Origin of the sequence: Novosphingobium anseongense (genome assembly GCF_037482895.1) — a bacterium.
Classification (GTDB): Bacteria; Pseudomonadota; Alphaproteobacteria; order Sphingomonadales; family Sphingomonadaceae; genus Novosphingobium; species Novosphingobium anseongense.
Map to the genome: position 1 here is coordinate 330706 of NZ_JBBHJZ010000001.1, position 16280 is coordinate 346985.

13 protein-coding genes are annotated in these 16280 nt (G+C 67.7%); 10 read left to right on the forward strand and 3 right to left on the reverse strand.

What is annotated here, in order from left to right; all coding sequences use genetic code 11:
• Positions 1-115 precede the first annotated feature (115 nt).
• The 10 genes from WG901_RS01570 to WG901_RS01615 all read left to right on the forward strand — a co-directional run bounded on the left by WG901_RS01570 (position 116) and on the right by WG901_RS01615 (position 11756).
• Positions 116-1915: a HAMP domain-containing methyl-accepting chemotaxis protein gene (locus WG901_RS01570; RefSeq protein WP_339585268.1), complete on the forward strand. Its 1800-nt coding sequence runs from the start codon at positions 116-118 to the stop codon at positions 1913-1915.
• Positions 1912-2397, forward strand: coding sequence for a chemotaxis protein CheW (locus WG901_RS01575; RefSeq protein WP_417602118.1), 486 nt, complete (start codon positions 1912-1914; stop codon positions 2395-2397). Before WG901_RS01570 ends, WG901_RS01575 begins: the two co-directional genes overlap by 4 nt.
• A 17-nt stretch (positions 2398-2414) precedes the next feature.
• Positions 2415-3275: a CheR family methyltransferase gene (locus WG901_RS01580; RefSeq protein WP_339585269.1), complete on the forward strand. Its 861-nt coding sequence runs from the start codon at positions 2415-2417 to the stop codon at positions 3273-3275.
• Positions 3275-4378 carry a protein-glutamate methylesterase/protein-glutamine glutaminase gene (locus tag WG901_RS01585; RefSeq protein WP_339585270.1) on the forward strand — a complete coding sequence of 368 codons (1104 nt, stop codon included), beginning with the start codon at positions 3275-3277 and terminating at the stop codon, positions 4376-4378. Before WG901_RS01580 ends, WG901_RS01585 begins: the two co-directional genes overlap by 1 nt.
• Positions 4379-4397: 19 nt before the next feature.
• Positions 4398-6143: a hypothetical protein gene (locus WG901_RS01590; RefSeq protein WP_339585271.1), complete on the forward strand. Its 1746-nt coding sequence runs from the start codon at positions 4398-4400 to the stop codon at positions 6141-6143.
• Between the two features lie 116 nt (positions 6144-6259).
• Positions 6260-7378, forward strand: coding sequence for a CapA family protein (locus WG901_RS01595; protein WP_339585272.1), 1119 nt, complete (start codon positions 6260-6262; stop codon positions 7376-7378).
• Positions 7375-8409: a hypothetical protein gene (locus WG901_RS01600; protein WP_339585273.1), complete on the forward strand. Its 1035-nt coding sequence runs from the start codon at positions 7375-7377 to the stop codon at positions 8407-8409. Before WG901_RS01595 ends, WG901_RS01600 begins: the two co-directional genes overlap by 4 nt.
• 53 nt (positions 8410-8462) lie before the next feature.
• Positions 8463-9860, forward strand: coding sequence for an aldehyde dehydrogenase (locus WG901_RS01605; RefSeq protein WP_339585274.1), 1398 nt, complete (start codon positions 8463-8465; stop codon positions 9858-9860).
• Positions 9861-9900: 40 nt separating this feature from the next.
• The gene (locus tag WG901_RS01610) at positions 9901-10398 is read left to right on the forward strand and encodes a DUF3237 domain-containing protein (RefSeq protein ID WP_339585275.1); all 498 of its coding nucleotides are present in this window, start codon (positions 9901-9903) and stop codon (positions 10396-10398) included.
• Positions 10395-11756 (forward strand): MmgE/PrpD family protein, encoded by a 1362-nt coding sequence (locus WG901_RS01615; protein WP_339585276.1) that lies wholly within the window; start codon positions 10395-10397, stop codon positions 11754-11756. Before WG901_RS01610 ends, WG901_RS01615 begins: the two co-directional genes overlap by 4 nt.
• Positions 11757-11782: 26 nt before the next feature.
• Here WG901_RS01615 and WG901_RS01620 read toward each other — a convergent pair whose 3' ends face one another.
• Genes WG901_RS01620 through WG901_RS01630 form a run of 3 tightly spaced genes read right to left on the reverse strand, consistent with a single transcriptional unit; the run spans position 11783 to position 16255 of the window.
• The gene (locus tag WG901_RS01620; RefSeq protein WP_339585277.1) at positions 11783-12556 is read right to left on the reverse strand and encodes an OmpA family protein; all 774 of its coding nucleotides are present in this window, start codon (positions 12554-12556) and stop codon (positions 11783-11785) included.
• On the reverse strand, positions 12556-14049 hold the full coding sequence (locus tag WG901_RS01625; RefSeq protein ID WP_339585278.1) for a hypothetical protein: 1494 nt from the start codon (positions 14047-14049) through the stop codon (positions 12556-12558). The genes WG901_RS01620 and WG901_RS01625 overlap by 1 nt, the downstream gene beginning before the upstream one ends.
• A 19-nt stretch (positions 14050-14068) precedes the next feature.
• Complete coding sequence (locus tag WG901_RS01630) at positions 14069-16255, reverse strand: TonB-dependent receptor (protein ID WP_339585279.1); 2187 nt, start codon at positions 16253-16255, stop codon at positions 14069-14071.
• Positions 16256-16280: the final 25 nt, after the last annotated feature.

Sequence of the window (16280 nt, forward strand, 5' to 3'; positions counted from 1 at the left end):
CCTTCCGGGATGCCCCACCGACCTTCACCCCCCAAGGCTGGCGGGCGATCCCCAGCTCTCGATCCACCCGTCTTCGAATTGACTGCAATTCGCCCGCGTCAGGGAACCCATAATCATGCGACCCACAATCAAGCTCAAGCTGGCGGCAACGTTCGCCATCGTCACCATCATGCTGCTCGTCGTCAGCACCATCGCGATCTCGCGGATGTCGACGCTCAACACCGCGATCACCGAGATCATCAACGGTCCGGTCGAACGGCTCACCGTCGCCCAGAAGGCGCAGGGGCTGATCGGTGACATGTCGCGCCAGGCGCGTTCCATGGCGCTGACCAGCGATCCGAAGATGCTCGACGAGCTCGAAGGCAAGTCGCTCATTTATCGCAAGGACTTCGAGACCCTTCTTGAGAAGGGCGAAAAGCTCTCCACGCCCGAAACCAAGGACATCTGGAGCAAGCTGCGCACCGAGTTCGAGGAGTACAAGACCTTCGACGAAAAGGCCCGTACGCTCGCTCGCCAGGGTGACAAGGTCGCTTCGGCCGAGGTCTCGCTGGTTTCGGGCCGCCCGGTCCAGCTCTCGATTTCGGAACAGGCGAAGAAGCTCGTCGAAGCCGCTAACGTCGAGATGAAGCAGGTCGATGAGGACACCAACGCGCTCTATGCCGCCGCCCGCACTGCCGTGCTCGGCGCTGCCGCGCTGGCTCTGCTGATCGCCATCGCCGGTGCCCTGTGGATTTCGCGGACTGTCGCCAATGGCCTCAAGCGCGTCAGCACGGCGCTCGACGCGGTTGCCATCGGCGATCTCGACCAGGAAGTCGTCGTCACTTCGAACGACGAGATCAAGGACCTCGTCGGCACGGTCAACAAGATGACCGCCAGCCTGCGCGTCTCGGCGAGCCTCGCCGACAAGATCGCCGGCGGCGACCTGACCGTCGAGTACGAGCCGCTGTCGGCCAAGGACAAGCTCGGCCACTCGCTGGTCAATATGGTCAGCCGCCTGCGCACCGTCGTCGGCGAATCGCTCGAAGCCGCGACCAGCGTCTCGGCCGGCAGCGAGCAGCTCTCGGCGACGTCGGAGCAGGTTTCGCAGGGCGCGACCGAGCAGGCCGCCGCCGCCGAACAGGCTTCGGCCTCGATGGAAGAGATGGCCGCCAACGTAAAGCAGAACGCCGACAACGCCGCGACGACCGAGAAGATCGCGCGCCAGTCGTCGAAGGATGCCGAGGCCAGCGGCGTCGCGGTCGACAAGGCCGTCGCCGCCATGCGCACGATCGCCGAGAAGATCGGCATCGTCCAGGAGATCGCGCGCCAGACCGATCTGCTCGCGCTCAACGCCGCGGTCGAAGCCGCCCGTGCCGGCGAGCATGGCAAGGGCTTCGCGGTCGTCGCCTCGGAAGTCCGCAAGCTCGCCGAGCGCAGCCAGGTCGCCTCGGCCGAGATCAGCTCGGTCTCGTCCGACACGATGTCGGCCGCCGCCGAGGCCGGCGAGATGCTGAACAAGCTGGTGCCCGACATCCGCCGCACGGCCGAACTGATCAGCGAGATCAGCGCCGCCTGCCGCGAACAGGACATCGGCGTCGCCCAGATCAACGAGGCGATCCAGCAGCTCGACCAGGTCACCCAGCAGAACGCCGCGGCTTCCGAGCAGATCTCGAGCACCTCGACCGAGCTCGCCGGCCGCGCCGAAGAGCTGCAGACCTCGATCGCCTTCTTCAAGACGGGCGAGGGTACGCGCAAGGCTCCGGCACGCCGTGCCCCTGCTGCCCGGACGAAGACCGCTGCCAAGGCTGCGCCGAAGGCTTCGGTCAAGCCGAACTCGGTGCTCGACCAGCAGGCGCGCGCGCGCGGCTTCTCGCTGGACCTGTCGAACGGCGGACCCGACGAAGACGACCTCGATTTCGGAGTGGAAGCGGCGTGACCACGGACAGCACCATGCAGGCGGTGACCTTCGCGCTCGGCGCGGAATGCTTCGCGATCCCGGTGACTCTCGTTCGCGAGATCCTCGACTATAGCGAAGCCTTCCACATCCCGAACGCGCCGGTCTGGCTTCAGGGCATCACCGAAGTGCGCGGGCAGGGCGTGCCGACGGTCGATCTGCGTGCGCGCCTCGGCCTCGCCACGGCCGAGCCGACGCTGACCACGCGCATCCTCGTCGTCGACGTGCCGCTTTCGGGCCGCACGGTGACGCTGGGTCTCGTCGTCGACAAGGTGCTGGACGTGAGCACTTTCGCCGCCGAGCAGATCGAGGCCGCGCCCGATATCGGTGTGCGCTGGGGTTCGGATTACATCCTCGGCGTCGTGCGCCGGGATGCCGGCTTCACCGTGCTGATGGACGTCGCGCAGATCTTCTCACGCGACAACGACGCCACGCTGCTGTCGCAGATGTCCGCGGCCGCCTGAGCGAAACGGGAACACCCATGTCCAGGTCTCAGGCGCTGCGCGCGCCGATCAATGTCGACGATCATCTCTCGACGCGCAATTTCTCGCGGATCGCCGCGCACATCTACGAGCGTGTCGGGATCATCATCTCCGAGAACAAGCGCACGATGGTCGAAAGCCGTCTGCGCCGGCGGCTGCCGATCGTCGGCGCCGACGATCTCGACGAATACTGCGACAAGGTGTTCTCGGGCGAGCTCGGTGACGGCGAAGACGAGCACCTGATCAACGCGATCACGACCAACAAGACCGACTTCTTCCGCGAGCCCAAGCATTTCGATTACATGATGGGCACGATCCTGCCCGATCTGGTCAAGCAGGGCTCGCGCAAGATCAAGGTGTGGAGTGCGGCCTGCTCGACCGGGGCCGAGCCCTATACGATCGCCATGTTGCTCGACGAGGCGCTGACCGGCCGCGGCACGCCGAGCTTCGCCATCACCGCGACCGACATCGACACCAAGGTGCTCGAGACCGCGCGGCGCGGCATCTACGAGGCCGAACTGGTCGAACCCGTCTCCGATCGGCTTCGGCGCAAGTACGTGATGGTCGCCAAGGACGCGAAGCGCCGCGAGATCCGCATGGCGCCCAAGCTGCGTTCGGCGATTGCCTTCGGCCGCATGAACCTGATGGATTCGCGGTTCGCCGCGGATCGCGATCACGACATGATCTTCTGCCGCAACGTGCTGATCTATTTCAACAAGGTCACGCAGGAGGCGGTCGTCCGCCGGCTCTGCGATCACATCAAGCCGGGCGGGCATCTGTTCCTCGGCCACGCCGAGTCGATCCTCGGCTTCGACGTGCCACTGACCCAGGTCGCCAACACCGTCTTCCGGAGGAACTGATGCCGATCCTATCGAAAGCCCGTACGGACAACCGCACCCGCGTCCTGGTGATCGACGATTCCGCCAGCGTCCGCCAGACGATGACGACGATCCTGGAGCAGGACCCGGAGATCGAGGTGATCGCCTCGGCCGCCGATCCCTTCGCCGCGGCGAAGATCATCCAGCAGCAGGTGCCCGACGTCATCACGCTCGACGTCGAGATGCCGCGGATGGACGGCATTACCTTCCTGCGCAAGCTGATGAGCCAGTGCCCGGTTCCCGTGGTGATGTGCTCGTCGCTGACCGAAGAAGGCTCCGAGACCTTGCTCCAGGCGATGGAGGCCGGCGCGGTCGATGTCATCCTCAAGCCGCAGATCGGCGTCGCCGACCATCTCGTCGAGCATCACCTCGAGATCCGCGACGTCGTCAAGGCCGCGGCCCGGGCCCGCATCCGCGGCCGTTCGGCGCGACCGGCGGGCAAGGTCGTGCCCGAGAAGAAGCTGACCGCCGACGCCGTGCTGCCGCCGCCGACCAGCCGCGCGATGAGCCGCACGACCGAGAAGGTCGTCTGCATCGGCGCCTCGACCGGCGGGACCGAGGCCTTGCGCGAGGTGCTCACCGCGCTGCCCGCCAACGCGCCGGGCATCGTCGTGGTCCAGCACATGCCCGAGGCCTTCACCAAGGCCTTCGCCAAGCGGCTCAACGGGCTTTGCGAGGTCGACGTCAAGGAAGCAGAGCACGGCGATCCGGTGCTGCGCGGCCACGTGCTGATCGCCCCGGGCGGCCGCCACATGATGCTCGAACGCCAGGGCGCGCGCTATCACGTATCGATCAAGGACGGCCCCTTGGTTTCGCGCCATCGCCCTTCGGTCGACGTGCTGTTCCGCTCGGCCGCGCGTTCGGCGGGCTCGAACGCGATCGGCGTGATCATGACCGGCATGGGCGACGACGGTGCCCGTGGCCTGCTCGAAATGAAGGAAGCGCGCGCGCGCACCTTCGCGCAGGACGAGGCGACCTCGATCGTCTTCGGCATGCCCAAGGAAGCGATCGCGCGTGGCGCGGCGGATCACATCGTCCCGCTCGGGTCGATCGCACGCGAAGTGCTGCAGGCTGCGGCAGCCTGAGAGAAATTGGAGAGACTGCGTGTTTGAGAGCAAGATCATCGCCGACGATGCCGTGGCTGTCGGGCCCGCCGGCATCGGTGCAGCGCTCGGCGTCATCCGGCTCGAGCTGAGCAGCGTCGCCTCGCGGATCGACGCGCGTTTCGTCGAGGCGGGCACGACCTTGGGCACGATGCTCGAGACGATCGACGCGCTGATGCTGCGGCTCGACGGCATGACCGGCGTGCTGGGCGCCGACGACGCCGGCGCGGCCGTGGCCGAGCTGACCGACGCCGCGCGGCTGATCTCCGAGCTGCCGCAGCGCAGCGCCTGCCGCAACGACATCTTCGTCGGCATCCGCCAGACCGTGACTCATCTCGAGGACGGGCTCGGCGGCATTCACAAGATCCTCTCGGCGCTGCGCATCCTCTCGGTCAACATCCGCATCGTCGCGGTTGAGGAACCGACCTTCGACAAGTGGGTCGACTCCATCGGCGCCCAGCTTTCCGCGGGCGAGCACGAGCTCACGCCGCTGGTCAACCTGGTCAACCGGCTCAAGCAGGACGTCTGGCGGGTCGAGGACGTCGAGGGACAGCTCAGCGCCGAGACCGCCAAGGTCCTCCCGGCAGCGCCCAACCGTCTGCTGCGCGACGCCCAGACGCTGGTCGACTACCAGGACATGATCGCCAAGACGGTCACCTCGGTCGCCGACATCGCCCGCGGCGTGCAGTCGCGCGTCGCCCAGGTGCTCGTCGCGCTGCAGGTCGGCGACAATGCCCGCCAGCGCATCGAACACATCGCCAGCGGCCTGGCCCTGCTCGAGGATCACCTGGCTCACGGTGCCGGCGAAGCAACCAGTGCACGGCAGATGACCGTCACGATCGTCGGTCTGCTCGCCGAGCAGCTTGCCGACACGATGGACAGCCTTCAGAAGGAAATCGCCGGGCTCAGCGCCTCGATGCAGGGCATCGCCCAGGACGCGCGCAGCCTGCTGAGCATCAGCGGCAAGGGCGATCAGGGTTCGGTCGGATCGACGATCCTCCAGAGCCTGAATGAGGGCATCAACATCGTCGAGCAGCTGACCCTGCAGCTGCGCGAGACCAATGGCGAGGTTTCGGGCATCGTCCGCAACATCCTCATTGCGCTCGACGGGCTCAACGAGCGCATTCGCGTCGTTGCCGAACTTCGCGACGAAGTGGAGCAGGTCGCGATCAACGTGCGCCTGCGCTGCCAGCATGCGCGCAAGAGCGGCCCGGCGATCGGCGTGATCGCCACCGAGGTGCGCCGCTATTCGGGCCAGCTCAACGATACGATCCAGACGATCAGCAAGGACCTGGCCGCTCTGGGGGCGCTCAACGAGTCGCTGCGCAACGAGAGCGATCTGGCCGACCAGGTCGACATTCGTCGGATGCTCGAACAGTCGCTGCGCGCGATCGGCCAGGGCTGCGAGGCGGTGAACTCGTCGCTCGACGGTGCGCTCGAGGATTCGAGTGCGGCGATCGACCTGATCAGCTCGGCGACGCTCGACCTCGACGGCCGCGGCGATCTCAACCAGGCGATGCAGCGCATGCTGCTGATCGTCGGCGAGGACGACTGGTCCGCGCCGATCGAGGATACGGCGGTCGCCCAGGCCAAGGACGAAATCCTCGTGGCGATCTTCAAGTCCTATACGATGGCGCGCGAACGCGAGATCCATCTGGCGCGCAGTCCGATGCCCGATCTTCCGGTGCAGTCCGCAGCGGCGGCGCCGACGGGGGATGACGACGACTTCGACGACATCTTCCTCTAGTATTTCACGCTATCAAGCAGCGGCTTGAAAGCGCTTGCAAACTGCGCTAGCTCAATTGCTATGACGCATTGCTAAATCGCGCTCTGGGAGTGCGAGGCCAGCGTCGGGAGAAGCCCGTGCCGCATATTCTGCTGGCGACCGGCGATCTGGCGATGGATCGCGACGACTACGACGACAGCTTCGTCGCCACGCGCGATGCCTTGAACGCGGCCGACCTTACCTTCGGCCAGCTCGAAACCAGCTTCGCCGAGAGCGGCACACGGCTCCCGCAGGCGCGTCACGCGGTTCTGGCCCGACCCGAAGGCGCCGCCGCGCTGGGGCGGGCGGGCTTCGACGTCATCTCGATGGCGGGCAACCACTGCATGGACTGGGGCCGCGAGGCCTTCTTCGAGACGCGCGGGCATCTCGAAGCCGCGGGCATGGACGTGGTCGGCGCCGGCGCGAACATCGCCGAGGCGCGTCGGCCGGTGATCCGCACCCTGGGCGACGGCACGCGCGTCGCGCTGCTCGCCTATTCGTCGATCCTGCCGCATTCCTACTGGGCCGACGAGCGCCGCCCGGGCTGCGCGCCGATGCGTGCGCATACGCTCTACGAGCAGATCGAGCACGACCAGCCGGGCACGCCCGCGAGAGTCCACACCTTCCCGCACCGCGAGGACCTGGCCGCGATGGAGGCCGACATCCGCGCCGCCAAGGCTGCGGCCGACGTCGTCGTGGTCTCGCAGCACTGGGGCATCCATTTCGTCCGCGCCGAGATCGCCGACTATCAGCGTGACGTCGCGCGCGCGGCGATCGCCGCGGGCGCCGACGCGATCCTCGGCGGCCACGCGCATATTCTCAAGGGCTGCGAAGTGATCGACGGCAAGCCCGTGTTCTATTCGCTGTGCAACTTCGCCACCGATCTCAAGATGGACGAGGAGCATGCCAAGTCGAAGAGCTGGAACGAGATCCGCGTCCTGGCCGAGGAGTGGGAGCCCGATTTCGAGGGGCTCTACAACTTCCCCACGGCCGCGCGGCTGTCGATGATCGCGCGGCTCGAGATCGGCGAGGGCAGGCTGCTGCGCGCCGGCCTGCTGCCGCTCTACATCGGGCGTGACGCCGTGCCGCGGATCGTCGCGCCGGGCAGCGCGGAACACGGACAGGTGGTCGACTATCTGGCCGCGGTGACCGCAGAGGCCGGGCTCAACGCGCGCTATCAGACCGGGGCCGACATGGTCGAGCTGGTGGCGGCATGATGCGCGGGCGCTCGCTCGTCTCGGCCTTTCCGCTCGAGGGCTTCGTCGTCCTCTATCTGCTGGCCTATCTGCCCAACGTGATGATCACGCGGCTGGTCTCGACCACGCCGCATGCCGGGCTGGGCCGCCCGCTGACCGGGCTGGAGACTCTGCCTGCTTCGCTGATCGTCAGCCTGGTGCTGACCTACCTGTTCATCTGGCTCTCGGGCTGGCACCGCGATGCCAATGCCGTGCAGATCGCCGGCCGGCGCATTCCCGTGCCGACGCGTTACACGCTGATGTCGGGCGTGGGCACCTCGCTGGTGCTGTTCACGGTGCCGCTGTCCTTCACCATTCCCGACGTCTCGATCCCTTTCATTCAGTTGCTGATGCGCGGCGACGTGCTGGTGATCGCGCCGCTGGTCGACATGGCCTTCGGCCGGAAGGTGCGCTGGTGGTCGTGGGTGGCGCTGGCCATGGTCCTGGTCGCGCTGTGCATCACCCTGCTCGACCGCGGTGGTCTCAAGCTGCCGCCGCTCGCGATCCTGACCGTGGTGCTCTACACCGTGGGCTACTTCATGCGCCTGTGGGTGATGACCAAGATCTCCAAGAGCGGCGATCCCGCCTCGGTGCGACGCTATTTCGTCGAGGAGAAGGTGATCGCCCTGCCGCTGTCGGTGGTGGTGCTCGGGCTGATCTCGGCCTCGGGCATCGGCGGACAGTCTGGCGAGCTCGAATGGGGCTTCTTCGCGGTGTGGAGCGATCCGGTGATGTGGCCGCTGTTCTGGATCGGCTGCACGCTCACCGTGATCTCGGTGCTGGCGATCATCATCCTGCTGGACCCGCGCGAGAACGCCTACTGCGTGCCGCTGGAGCGCGCCGCCAGCCTCGTTGCCGGGGTTGGTGGTGCCGTCCTGCTGGCCTGGTTCTGGGGTCTGGCCATGCCGCGCACGGCCGAACTCATTGGCGCCGGCATCCTGATCGCGGCGATCGTCCTCTTGTCCATCGCGCCGCGGTTGTCGCAGCGGCAGGCGCGCGCGGAAACCAATTGACCGCCTCGCCATATTGCTATTAATTATAGCGAAATATCTCCGGGAGAGTCGAGATGGAATTCAACCGCATCAATCCGCTGACGGGCGAGGTCGCTTCGAGCGCGGCCGCCATGAAGGCCGCCGACATTCCGGCGATCGCGGCAAAGGCCGGCGCGGCGTTCCCCGCCTGGGCGGCGCAGGGCCCCAACGCCCGCCGCGCGGTGCTGATGAAGGCCTCGGCCGCGCTCGAAGCCCGCAAAGACGCGTTCGTCGCGGCGATGATGGCCGAGACCGGCTCGACCGCGGGCTGGGCCATGTTCAACCTGGGCCTCGCCGCGGGCATGGTCCGCGAGGCCGCGGCGCTGACCACGCAGATCGCCGGCGAGGTGATCCCCTCGGACAAGCCGGGCTGCCTTTCGATGGCGCTCAAGGAGCCCGTCGGCGTCATCCTGGGCATCGCGCCGTGGAACGCGCCGATCATCCTGGGCGTCCGCGCGATCGCCGTGCCGCTCGCCTGCGGCAATGCCGTGATCCTCAAGGCCAGCGAGACCTGCCCGCGCACCCACGCGCTGATCATCGAGGCCTTCGCCGAAGCCGGCTTCCCCGAGGGCGTGGTCCAGGTCGTGACCAATGCCCCCGAGGATGCGGGCGAGGTGGTAGGGGCGCTGATCGACGCGCCCGAGGTCAAGCGCATCAACTTCACCGGTTCGACCCACGTCGGCCGGATCATCGCCAAGCGCGCGGCCGAACATCTCAAGCCCTGCCTGCTCGAACTCGGTGGCAAGGCGCCGCTGCTGGTGCTCGACGACGCCGACCTCGACGAGGCGGTCAAGGCCGCGGCCTTCGGCGCCTTCATGAACCAGGGCCAGATCTGCATGTCGACCGAGCGGATCATCGTCGTCGAAGCCGTGGCCGATGCCTTCGCCGAGAAGTTCGGCGCCAAGGCGCAGTCGATGGCGACGGGGGACCCGCGCGAGGGCAATACGCCGCTCGGCGCGGTGGTCGATCGCAAGACCGTCGATCACGTCAACGGCCTGATCGCCGACGCTCTGGGCAAGGGCGCCAGGCTGCTTTCGGGCGGCGAGGCGGATTCGGTGCTGATGCCCGCGACCGTGGTCGACGGCGTGACCACAGCAATGAACCTCTACCGCGACGAGAGCTTCGGCCCGGTCGTGGCGATGATCCGCGCGCGCGACGCCGAGCATGCGATCGAGCTGGCCAACGACACCGAATATGGCCTCTCGGCCGCGGTCTTCACGCGCGACACCGCCAAGGGGCTTTCGGTCGCGCGGCGCATCAAGTCGGGCATCTGCCACGTCAACGGCCCGACGGTCCACGACGAGGCGCAGATGCCCTTTGGCGGCGTCGGCGCCTCGGGCTATGGCCGCTTCGGCGGGCGCCAGGGCATCGACAGCTTCACCGAGACGCGGTGGATCACGGTCGAGACCCAGCCCGGTCATTTCCCGATCTGATCGGAGGCGGACTATGCGGGGCATACTGGCTGCGGGAGCAATGGCTTTGACGGGAAGTGCGGCAATAGCGGGACCGGCAGCGCCGGCGCCCGGCCTCGAATATGCCTTCACCGCCACGGTGCAGGTCGCCGCGCCGATCGAGCAGGGCCAGGCCGACGGCGGCCGCAAGCGCTTCATCCCGATCACGGGCGGCACGGTTTCCGGCCCCATGCTTTCGGGCGAGGTCCTTTCGGGCGGCGGCGACTGGCAGGTGATCGAGGATCACGGCCTGACGCGGATCGAGGCGCGCTATTTCGTCAAGGCGAGCGACGGTACGGTGATCGAGATCACCAATCCCGGCGTGCGCGTGGCCGAGCCCGAGGTCATTGACCGGCTCGCGCGCGGCGAGGAAGTCGATCCGGCCGCCTATTACTTCCGCACGACGCCGCGCTTCGCGGTCGCTGCCGGCAAGCACGAATGGCTGCGCCGCTCGGTCTTCGTCGCGCGCGGCGTGCGCAAGCCCGATCGCGTGCTCGTCGACTTCTACGTGGTGCGATGAGCCTCTCCGATACGCTGTCGGCGCATGTCGCCGGCCTGACCTGGGACATGCTGCCGGATAGCGCGGCGCAGGCCGCCAGGCTGGTCCTGCTCGACGCCAGCGGCGTCATGCTCGGCGCGAGCGGGCTGGCCGAGGAAGTCCGCCCGTTCCTGCGCATGGCCGCGGCGACGGGGGCGGGGCCATGCACCGTGGTCGGCACCGATCTCACGGCCTCGGCGCCGATGGCGGCGCTGGCCAACGGCGCGCTGGCCCATGCGCTCGATTTCGAGGACGCCTTCGACCGCGCGCCCGGGCATCCCAACGCCAGCCTCGTGCCCGCGCTGATCGCGCTGGCGCAAGCGGGGGCGCCCGTCGATGGCAGGCGTTTCCTGACCGCACTCGCGCTGGGCGGCGACCTGTCGTGCCGCATGGGCCTGGCGCTGCGCCAGCCGATGGAGGCGGGCATGTGGTATCCGCCGCCGATGCTCGCCGCCTATGGCGCTACCGTCGGCGCGGCGAACCTGCTGGGGCTCGACGCGACACAGGTACGCGATGCCCTGTCGCTCACCTTATGCCAGGCGACGATGCCCGGCGAGATCAAGTACAGCGCCGGCACCGTCCTGCGCGCCGTGCGCGAGGCCTTTCCGGCGCAGGCGGCGGTGCAGTCCGCCCTGCTGGCGCGCGAGGGCGTCGCTGGCTTCGAGCAGCCGCTCGAGGGCCGCGCGGGGTTCTTCGCGCTCTATGCGGGCGGCAAGTTCGCGCCCGCCGATCTGACCGAAGCGCTCGGCGAGAGCTTCTGGATCGAGCACCTGACCTACAAGGCCTGGCCGAGTTGCCGCGGCACCCATCCGTTCATCGAACTCGCGCTGCAACTCCGCGAGGGGCTAGATCCCGCCGCGGTGGTGGCGATCGAGGTCGAGCACGACGACGTCCAGGCGATGCTGGTCGAACCGATCGAACGCAAGCGCGCGCCGGCCGTGGCGATCGACGCCAAGTTCTCGATCCCCTTCACCGTGGCACTGGCCTTGGCGCGCGGGCGCGTGGGGCTCGACGATTTCGATGTGACGGCGCTCGCCGATCCGGCCGTGCTGGCGCTGGCCGCCAAGGTCACCTGCCGGCAAGCGCCGCGCGACAGCTGGCAGCGCGGTTCGGGCGGAGCCCTGCGGATCGGGCTGGCAGGCGGAGCCATGCGCGAAGCCGCGGTCGACAACGCGCTCGGCTGCCCAGACCGCCCGCTCGGCGAAGCGGCGCTCGTCGAGAAGTTCGTCGCCTGCGCTGCTCGTGCCGCGCGGCCGCGCAGCGAGGCCGAGGTGCGGGAACTGGCGGCGAAGATCCTGGTGTTGGAAGAGTGCGAGGACGTCGGCGCGCTGTTCCGCTGATCACCGCTCCGGGAGCGAGGCTGGCCTCAGAAAACCGCCCGGATCTCCACACGGCGTTGCGATTGCCCTGGCAAGCCATCGGCCTCGGGCTCGTCGGTCGGCCTGGCGCCGGTCTGCCAGCGCGTTTCGATCACGAGCTCCGGAATAAGGCGCCTCAGGCTCTCGGCTATGGCTTCGGCGCGCTCGCGCGCGACCAGCGGGCGTTCGGCCAGGCGCTGGCCTGACACCGTCACGGGGTCGGTCGCGGCATAGCCCGTGACGACGACCTTCCGGGGCTTCGCAGCCTTGAGCCAGGTCTCGGCCTTGTCGAGCAGGTAGTCGTCGTACTGGTAGATCAGGAAGTCGTTGTCGAACTCGAAATAGACCGGGAACACGCGCTCGCCATAGGGACCCGGCGGCACCGCGCGGGCGACCGATAGCGGGTCGATGTAGCGGCCCGACAGCTTGTAGCGGCGGCCCGGATAGCCCTCGGCCGGGAGCATGTGGCGCGGGCAGGACTGATCGAGCAGGCGCGAGGTGCGCACGGGATCGAGCACCGGCGCGCCGCAGGCCTCGGGGCCGGCGGCTGCAACCTTGCCCTCGACCAGCACGGCGAAGTTCCAGTCGGGCTTGTAGGGCGAGAGCGACGTGTCCCAGCGCCGTCCCGTTGCGGGATCCTCGACCAGCCAGCAGCCCGACTTGCGGCCGGAATCGGCGTTGCGATAGGTCGGGCAGGCGACGAAGCGGACGAGCTTGCCGGTCTCCTCGGCATGGGCCGCGAGCGGCGCGGCGAGCATCAACAGGGCGGCGACAGTCTTCATCACAGCACGCTCATCAGGTTCACGAGGTCCTGCTTCTCCTGCTCGGTGTAGCCGATGTTGTAGCGTCGCTCGTAGTAGTCGACGACGCCGCGCAGGTCCTTGGCCAGGCCGTTGGAGAAATAGGGCGCGCGCGCCGAGAGCCCGCGCATCGATTGCAAGGTGATCTTGCCCGAATCCGCGCAGCGTCCCGTGGTCAGCGCGAAGCCCGGGTCCATCGTGTAGAACACGCGGCCGTAGTGCGGATGCGGGGTCTTGAGGCAGGTTACGCGGAACAGCGGCAGGTCGGGCATCGGATCGGCGAAGGGCAGGGTCGTGGTGCCGAGGTCGACCTGGCCGGGGGCGACGTCGTTCCCCATCTGCGTCATGTTGTGGCAGAACACGCAGCTGTTGCGCACGGGATTGCCGAAGCCGATCCGCGAATTGATCCCCGAGCTGTCGGTGATCAGGAAGGTCTTGTCGCGGAACACCCGCGCGCCGCGCGCGACCGAACGGCGGAATTCGAGCTGCGCCGGCGTCAGCGTCTTCGCGTCTTCGGGGCTGATCTTGTCCCAGGCGGCGAATTCGCTCCAGACGGGCTCGCCGATCGAGCCGAGGGCGCCGGGTTCGGAATCGCGCAGCTTGGCGGGGCCGCCCTTGGCGCCGAGCGTATCGAGCGCGCCGCCCTTGGTGCTGGTCTGCTGCGCGGCATAGATCGAGCGGATGAAGCCCTCGATCCGGCCGATCTGCGCGTCCGAAAGCTTGTCGAGCATCTGTAGGTGCGCGTCGCTGGCTTCGGTCATCTGCTGCTTGAGCGTGCCGAGCCGGCCGTCGGCCATGAGATTGCCCGACAGCACCACACCCGTCTCGGGATCGCGCGGCAGGGCATAGCCCTGCTTGGGATCGTAAGGGAAACCCACCGCGAGCAGGTACTTCATGTTCGCGATCGGTCGCGGCCGGCGATAGACCGAGACGTTGCCCGCGGCCGGGCCATAGCTCGGCCCCGAATTGCAGCCGTTGGGATCGCGCACCGTTTCGAGCTTGAAGTCGGGCACGACCTTGCGGCCGTTCCACACCTTGGCCGGCCAGGGGCGCTGCACGCGGATCAGCCCGCGATCGAGCAGCAGCGAATGCGAGCTACGTTCGGCCTGCGGCAGGGTGGGGCAGTTCGAGCCGTCGAACGGCGCGAACAGCGGGTCCTTGCCCTGGGTCTCCTCCCAGCGCGCGCGCGCGGTGGCGGCCGAAAGGCTCATCGAATCCGCCGGCTGGTGGCAGGTGACGCAGGCGCGGCCGTTGCGGCCGATCGGTTCGAAAAAGGGGTGGCCCTTGGTGTCGAGCGCGCCGCCGGTCAGCAGCAGCCGCAAGGTGCCTTGGGCATTGGTGTAATCGAGCTGCGCCGGGAAGCTGCGGCCATCGCCGGGCGACCACCAGCGCTCGGGCGCGTCGCCGAGCGCGCCGACCGAGGCCGACAGCGCTGCGGCGAGACCGGCCAGCGGAACGATCGCCTTACGAAACATCCCGCTGGCCCTCGCTGTCTCAGTTGCCGACCTTGACCACCAGACGCAGGCCGTAGGTCCGCGGCGCACCGTAGATGATGCCGCCGTCGGCGCTCGAGCTGTTCTGGATCTGGGTGGCGATATAGGTCTTGTTCGTCAGGTTGTTGACGAAGGCTTCGAGCTTGTACTTGTCGGTCCAGTCGAAGGTCACGCGCGCGTCGAACAGATCGCGGCCGGGGACCAGCGTGTTGACGCTGGGGAACGGCGTCGCGTTCTGCGCGGACAGGTGCGACCACTGGAAGCGCGGGGTAACCTCGAGCTCGCCGACCGGGATCGTGTACTGCACGCCGGCATTGACCGTCCACTTGGGCGAGAACGGCAGGACGCGGTCCTTGGGCACGAAGCGCAGGTTGGTCGGGCAGCCGGTGTCGGTGCCCGGCGCATTGGTGTCCGAGATACAGGCCGAGTTGGCGAACTTGGCGTCGAGATAGCCGAGGCCGCCGTTGATCTGGAACCCGCCCCACTGGCCGGTCAGCTCGAGCTCGCCGCCCCACGAATTGCCGGCCAGCGCGTTCTGCGTGGTGGGCAGGCCGCCGACCAGGCTCGAAAGCTGGATGTCCTTGTAGTTCGAATGGAACACGTCGCCGTTGATGCGCAGGTGGCGATCGAACAGCTCGGTCTTGAAGCCCAGTTCGTAGACGAAGTTGCGCTCGGGCGCGAAGTTCGGCGTGTTGGGCGTCAGATTGACGCCGCCGGCCTTGTAGCCTTTCGAGGCGGTGAAATAGATCAGGCCGTTGCCGTCGAAGTGATAGTTCACGCCGAGCTTGCCGGTGAGCTGGCTGGTGCTGGCTTCGCTGACGAAGGGCAGGGTGAAGCCCGTGCCCGGCACCGCGAGGCGCGTGTAGACCTGCTTGTCCCAGCTATAGCGGCCGCCGGCGAGCAGCTCGATCTGTTCGGTGACGTAGTAGTTGACCTGGCCGAACAGCGAATAGGAGGTGTTCTTCGCCTCGGTGATGATCGAGCTGTTCGACTGCAGCAGGTCGCGCGTGTTGCGGTTGTCGCGCAGCAGGGTAACGGGCACGTCCTCGTTGAGCAGGAAGCCGCCGACGACCCACTGGAACGGTCCCTTGCCGGTCGAGAGGAAGTTCAGTTCGCCGATCAGGGTCTTGAAGTCGGTCGTGGCGTTGCTGACGCGGCCCGGGAACAGCGCGGTGTTGGCACCCGAGGTCGGCAGGTTGGCCGGAACCGCGAGACGCGTGGCGGTGCGATCGCCATCGGTCTGGTCATGGGTGTAGCCGTCCTGCCAGGAAACCAGCGCGCGTGTCTGGACCGTGTCGGACAGGTCGTAGCGGGCTTCGGCCGAGAGGCGATAGCCGGCCTGGTTCTGGAACGAGCGCGCGTCTTCCTCGATCGTGAAGGGATCGCTGGTCACCGCGTCGAGGCGGTTCTTGACCGCGTTGTTGTCCGAGCGGACGTCGAAATATTCGCCGCGCACGTTGACGTTGAGTCGGCCGTCCATGCCGCGCAGGCGCAGGTTGGCGCGCACCGCGTCCATGTTGAGATTGCCGGGCTGGCTCTGGGCGTTGACGGCGATGTTCTTGGTGAAGCTGTCGCGCTCCTCGTGGACGTAGGCGACGCGCAGGGCGACGTCCTCGCCGCCGATGTTCGCGGCCAGGACGCCGCGATAGCGGTCGTAGTTGGCGACGGTCAGGTCACCCACGGCGGTGGTCGCGTTGAACTCGGGCTCGGGCGTGCGGACGTAGATCGCACCGCCGGTCGAGTTCTGGCCCGAGAGCGTGCCCTGCGGGCCGCGCAGCACTTCGATCGAGCCGATGTCGTAGAACGAGTGGCCGATGAACTGCTCGTGCGGGATCAACTGGCCGTCGATGTAATAGGCGACGCCGGGGTTCGAGGTCGGCGCCGACTGGGCGATGCCGACGCCGCGGATGTTGATGAAGGTCGAGCGGTTGAAGGTGTTGATCGCCACCGAGGGCGCGACCTGCTGGATGTCGTTGAGGTTGGTGACACCCTTCTTCTGCAGCTCTTCGCCGGTCAGCACCGTCGCCGAGATCGGCACGTCCTGCAGGCTCTGCTGGCGTCGTTCGGCGGTGACGATGATTTCGGACAGGCCGCCGTCATTGGCGTTGGTCGGCTCGCTCTGTGCGAGCGCGGGAACCGAAACGCCGGACATGAGAACGATAAGCGTGGCGCGGGCGATGCGAGTCATTGATCCCTCCCCAGGGTAGTGTTGA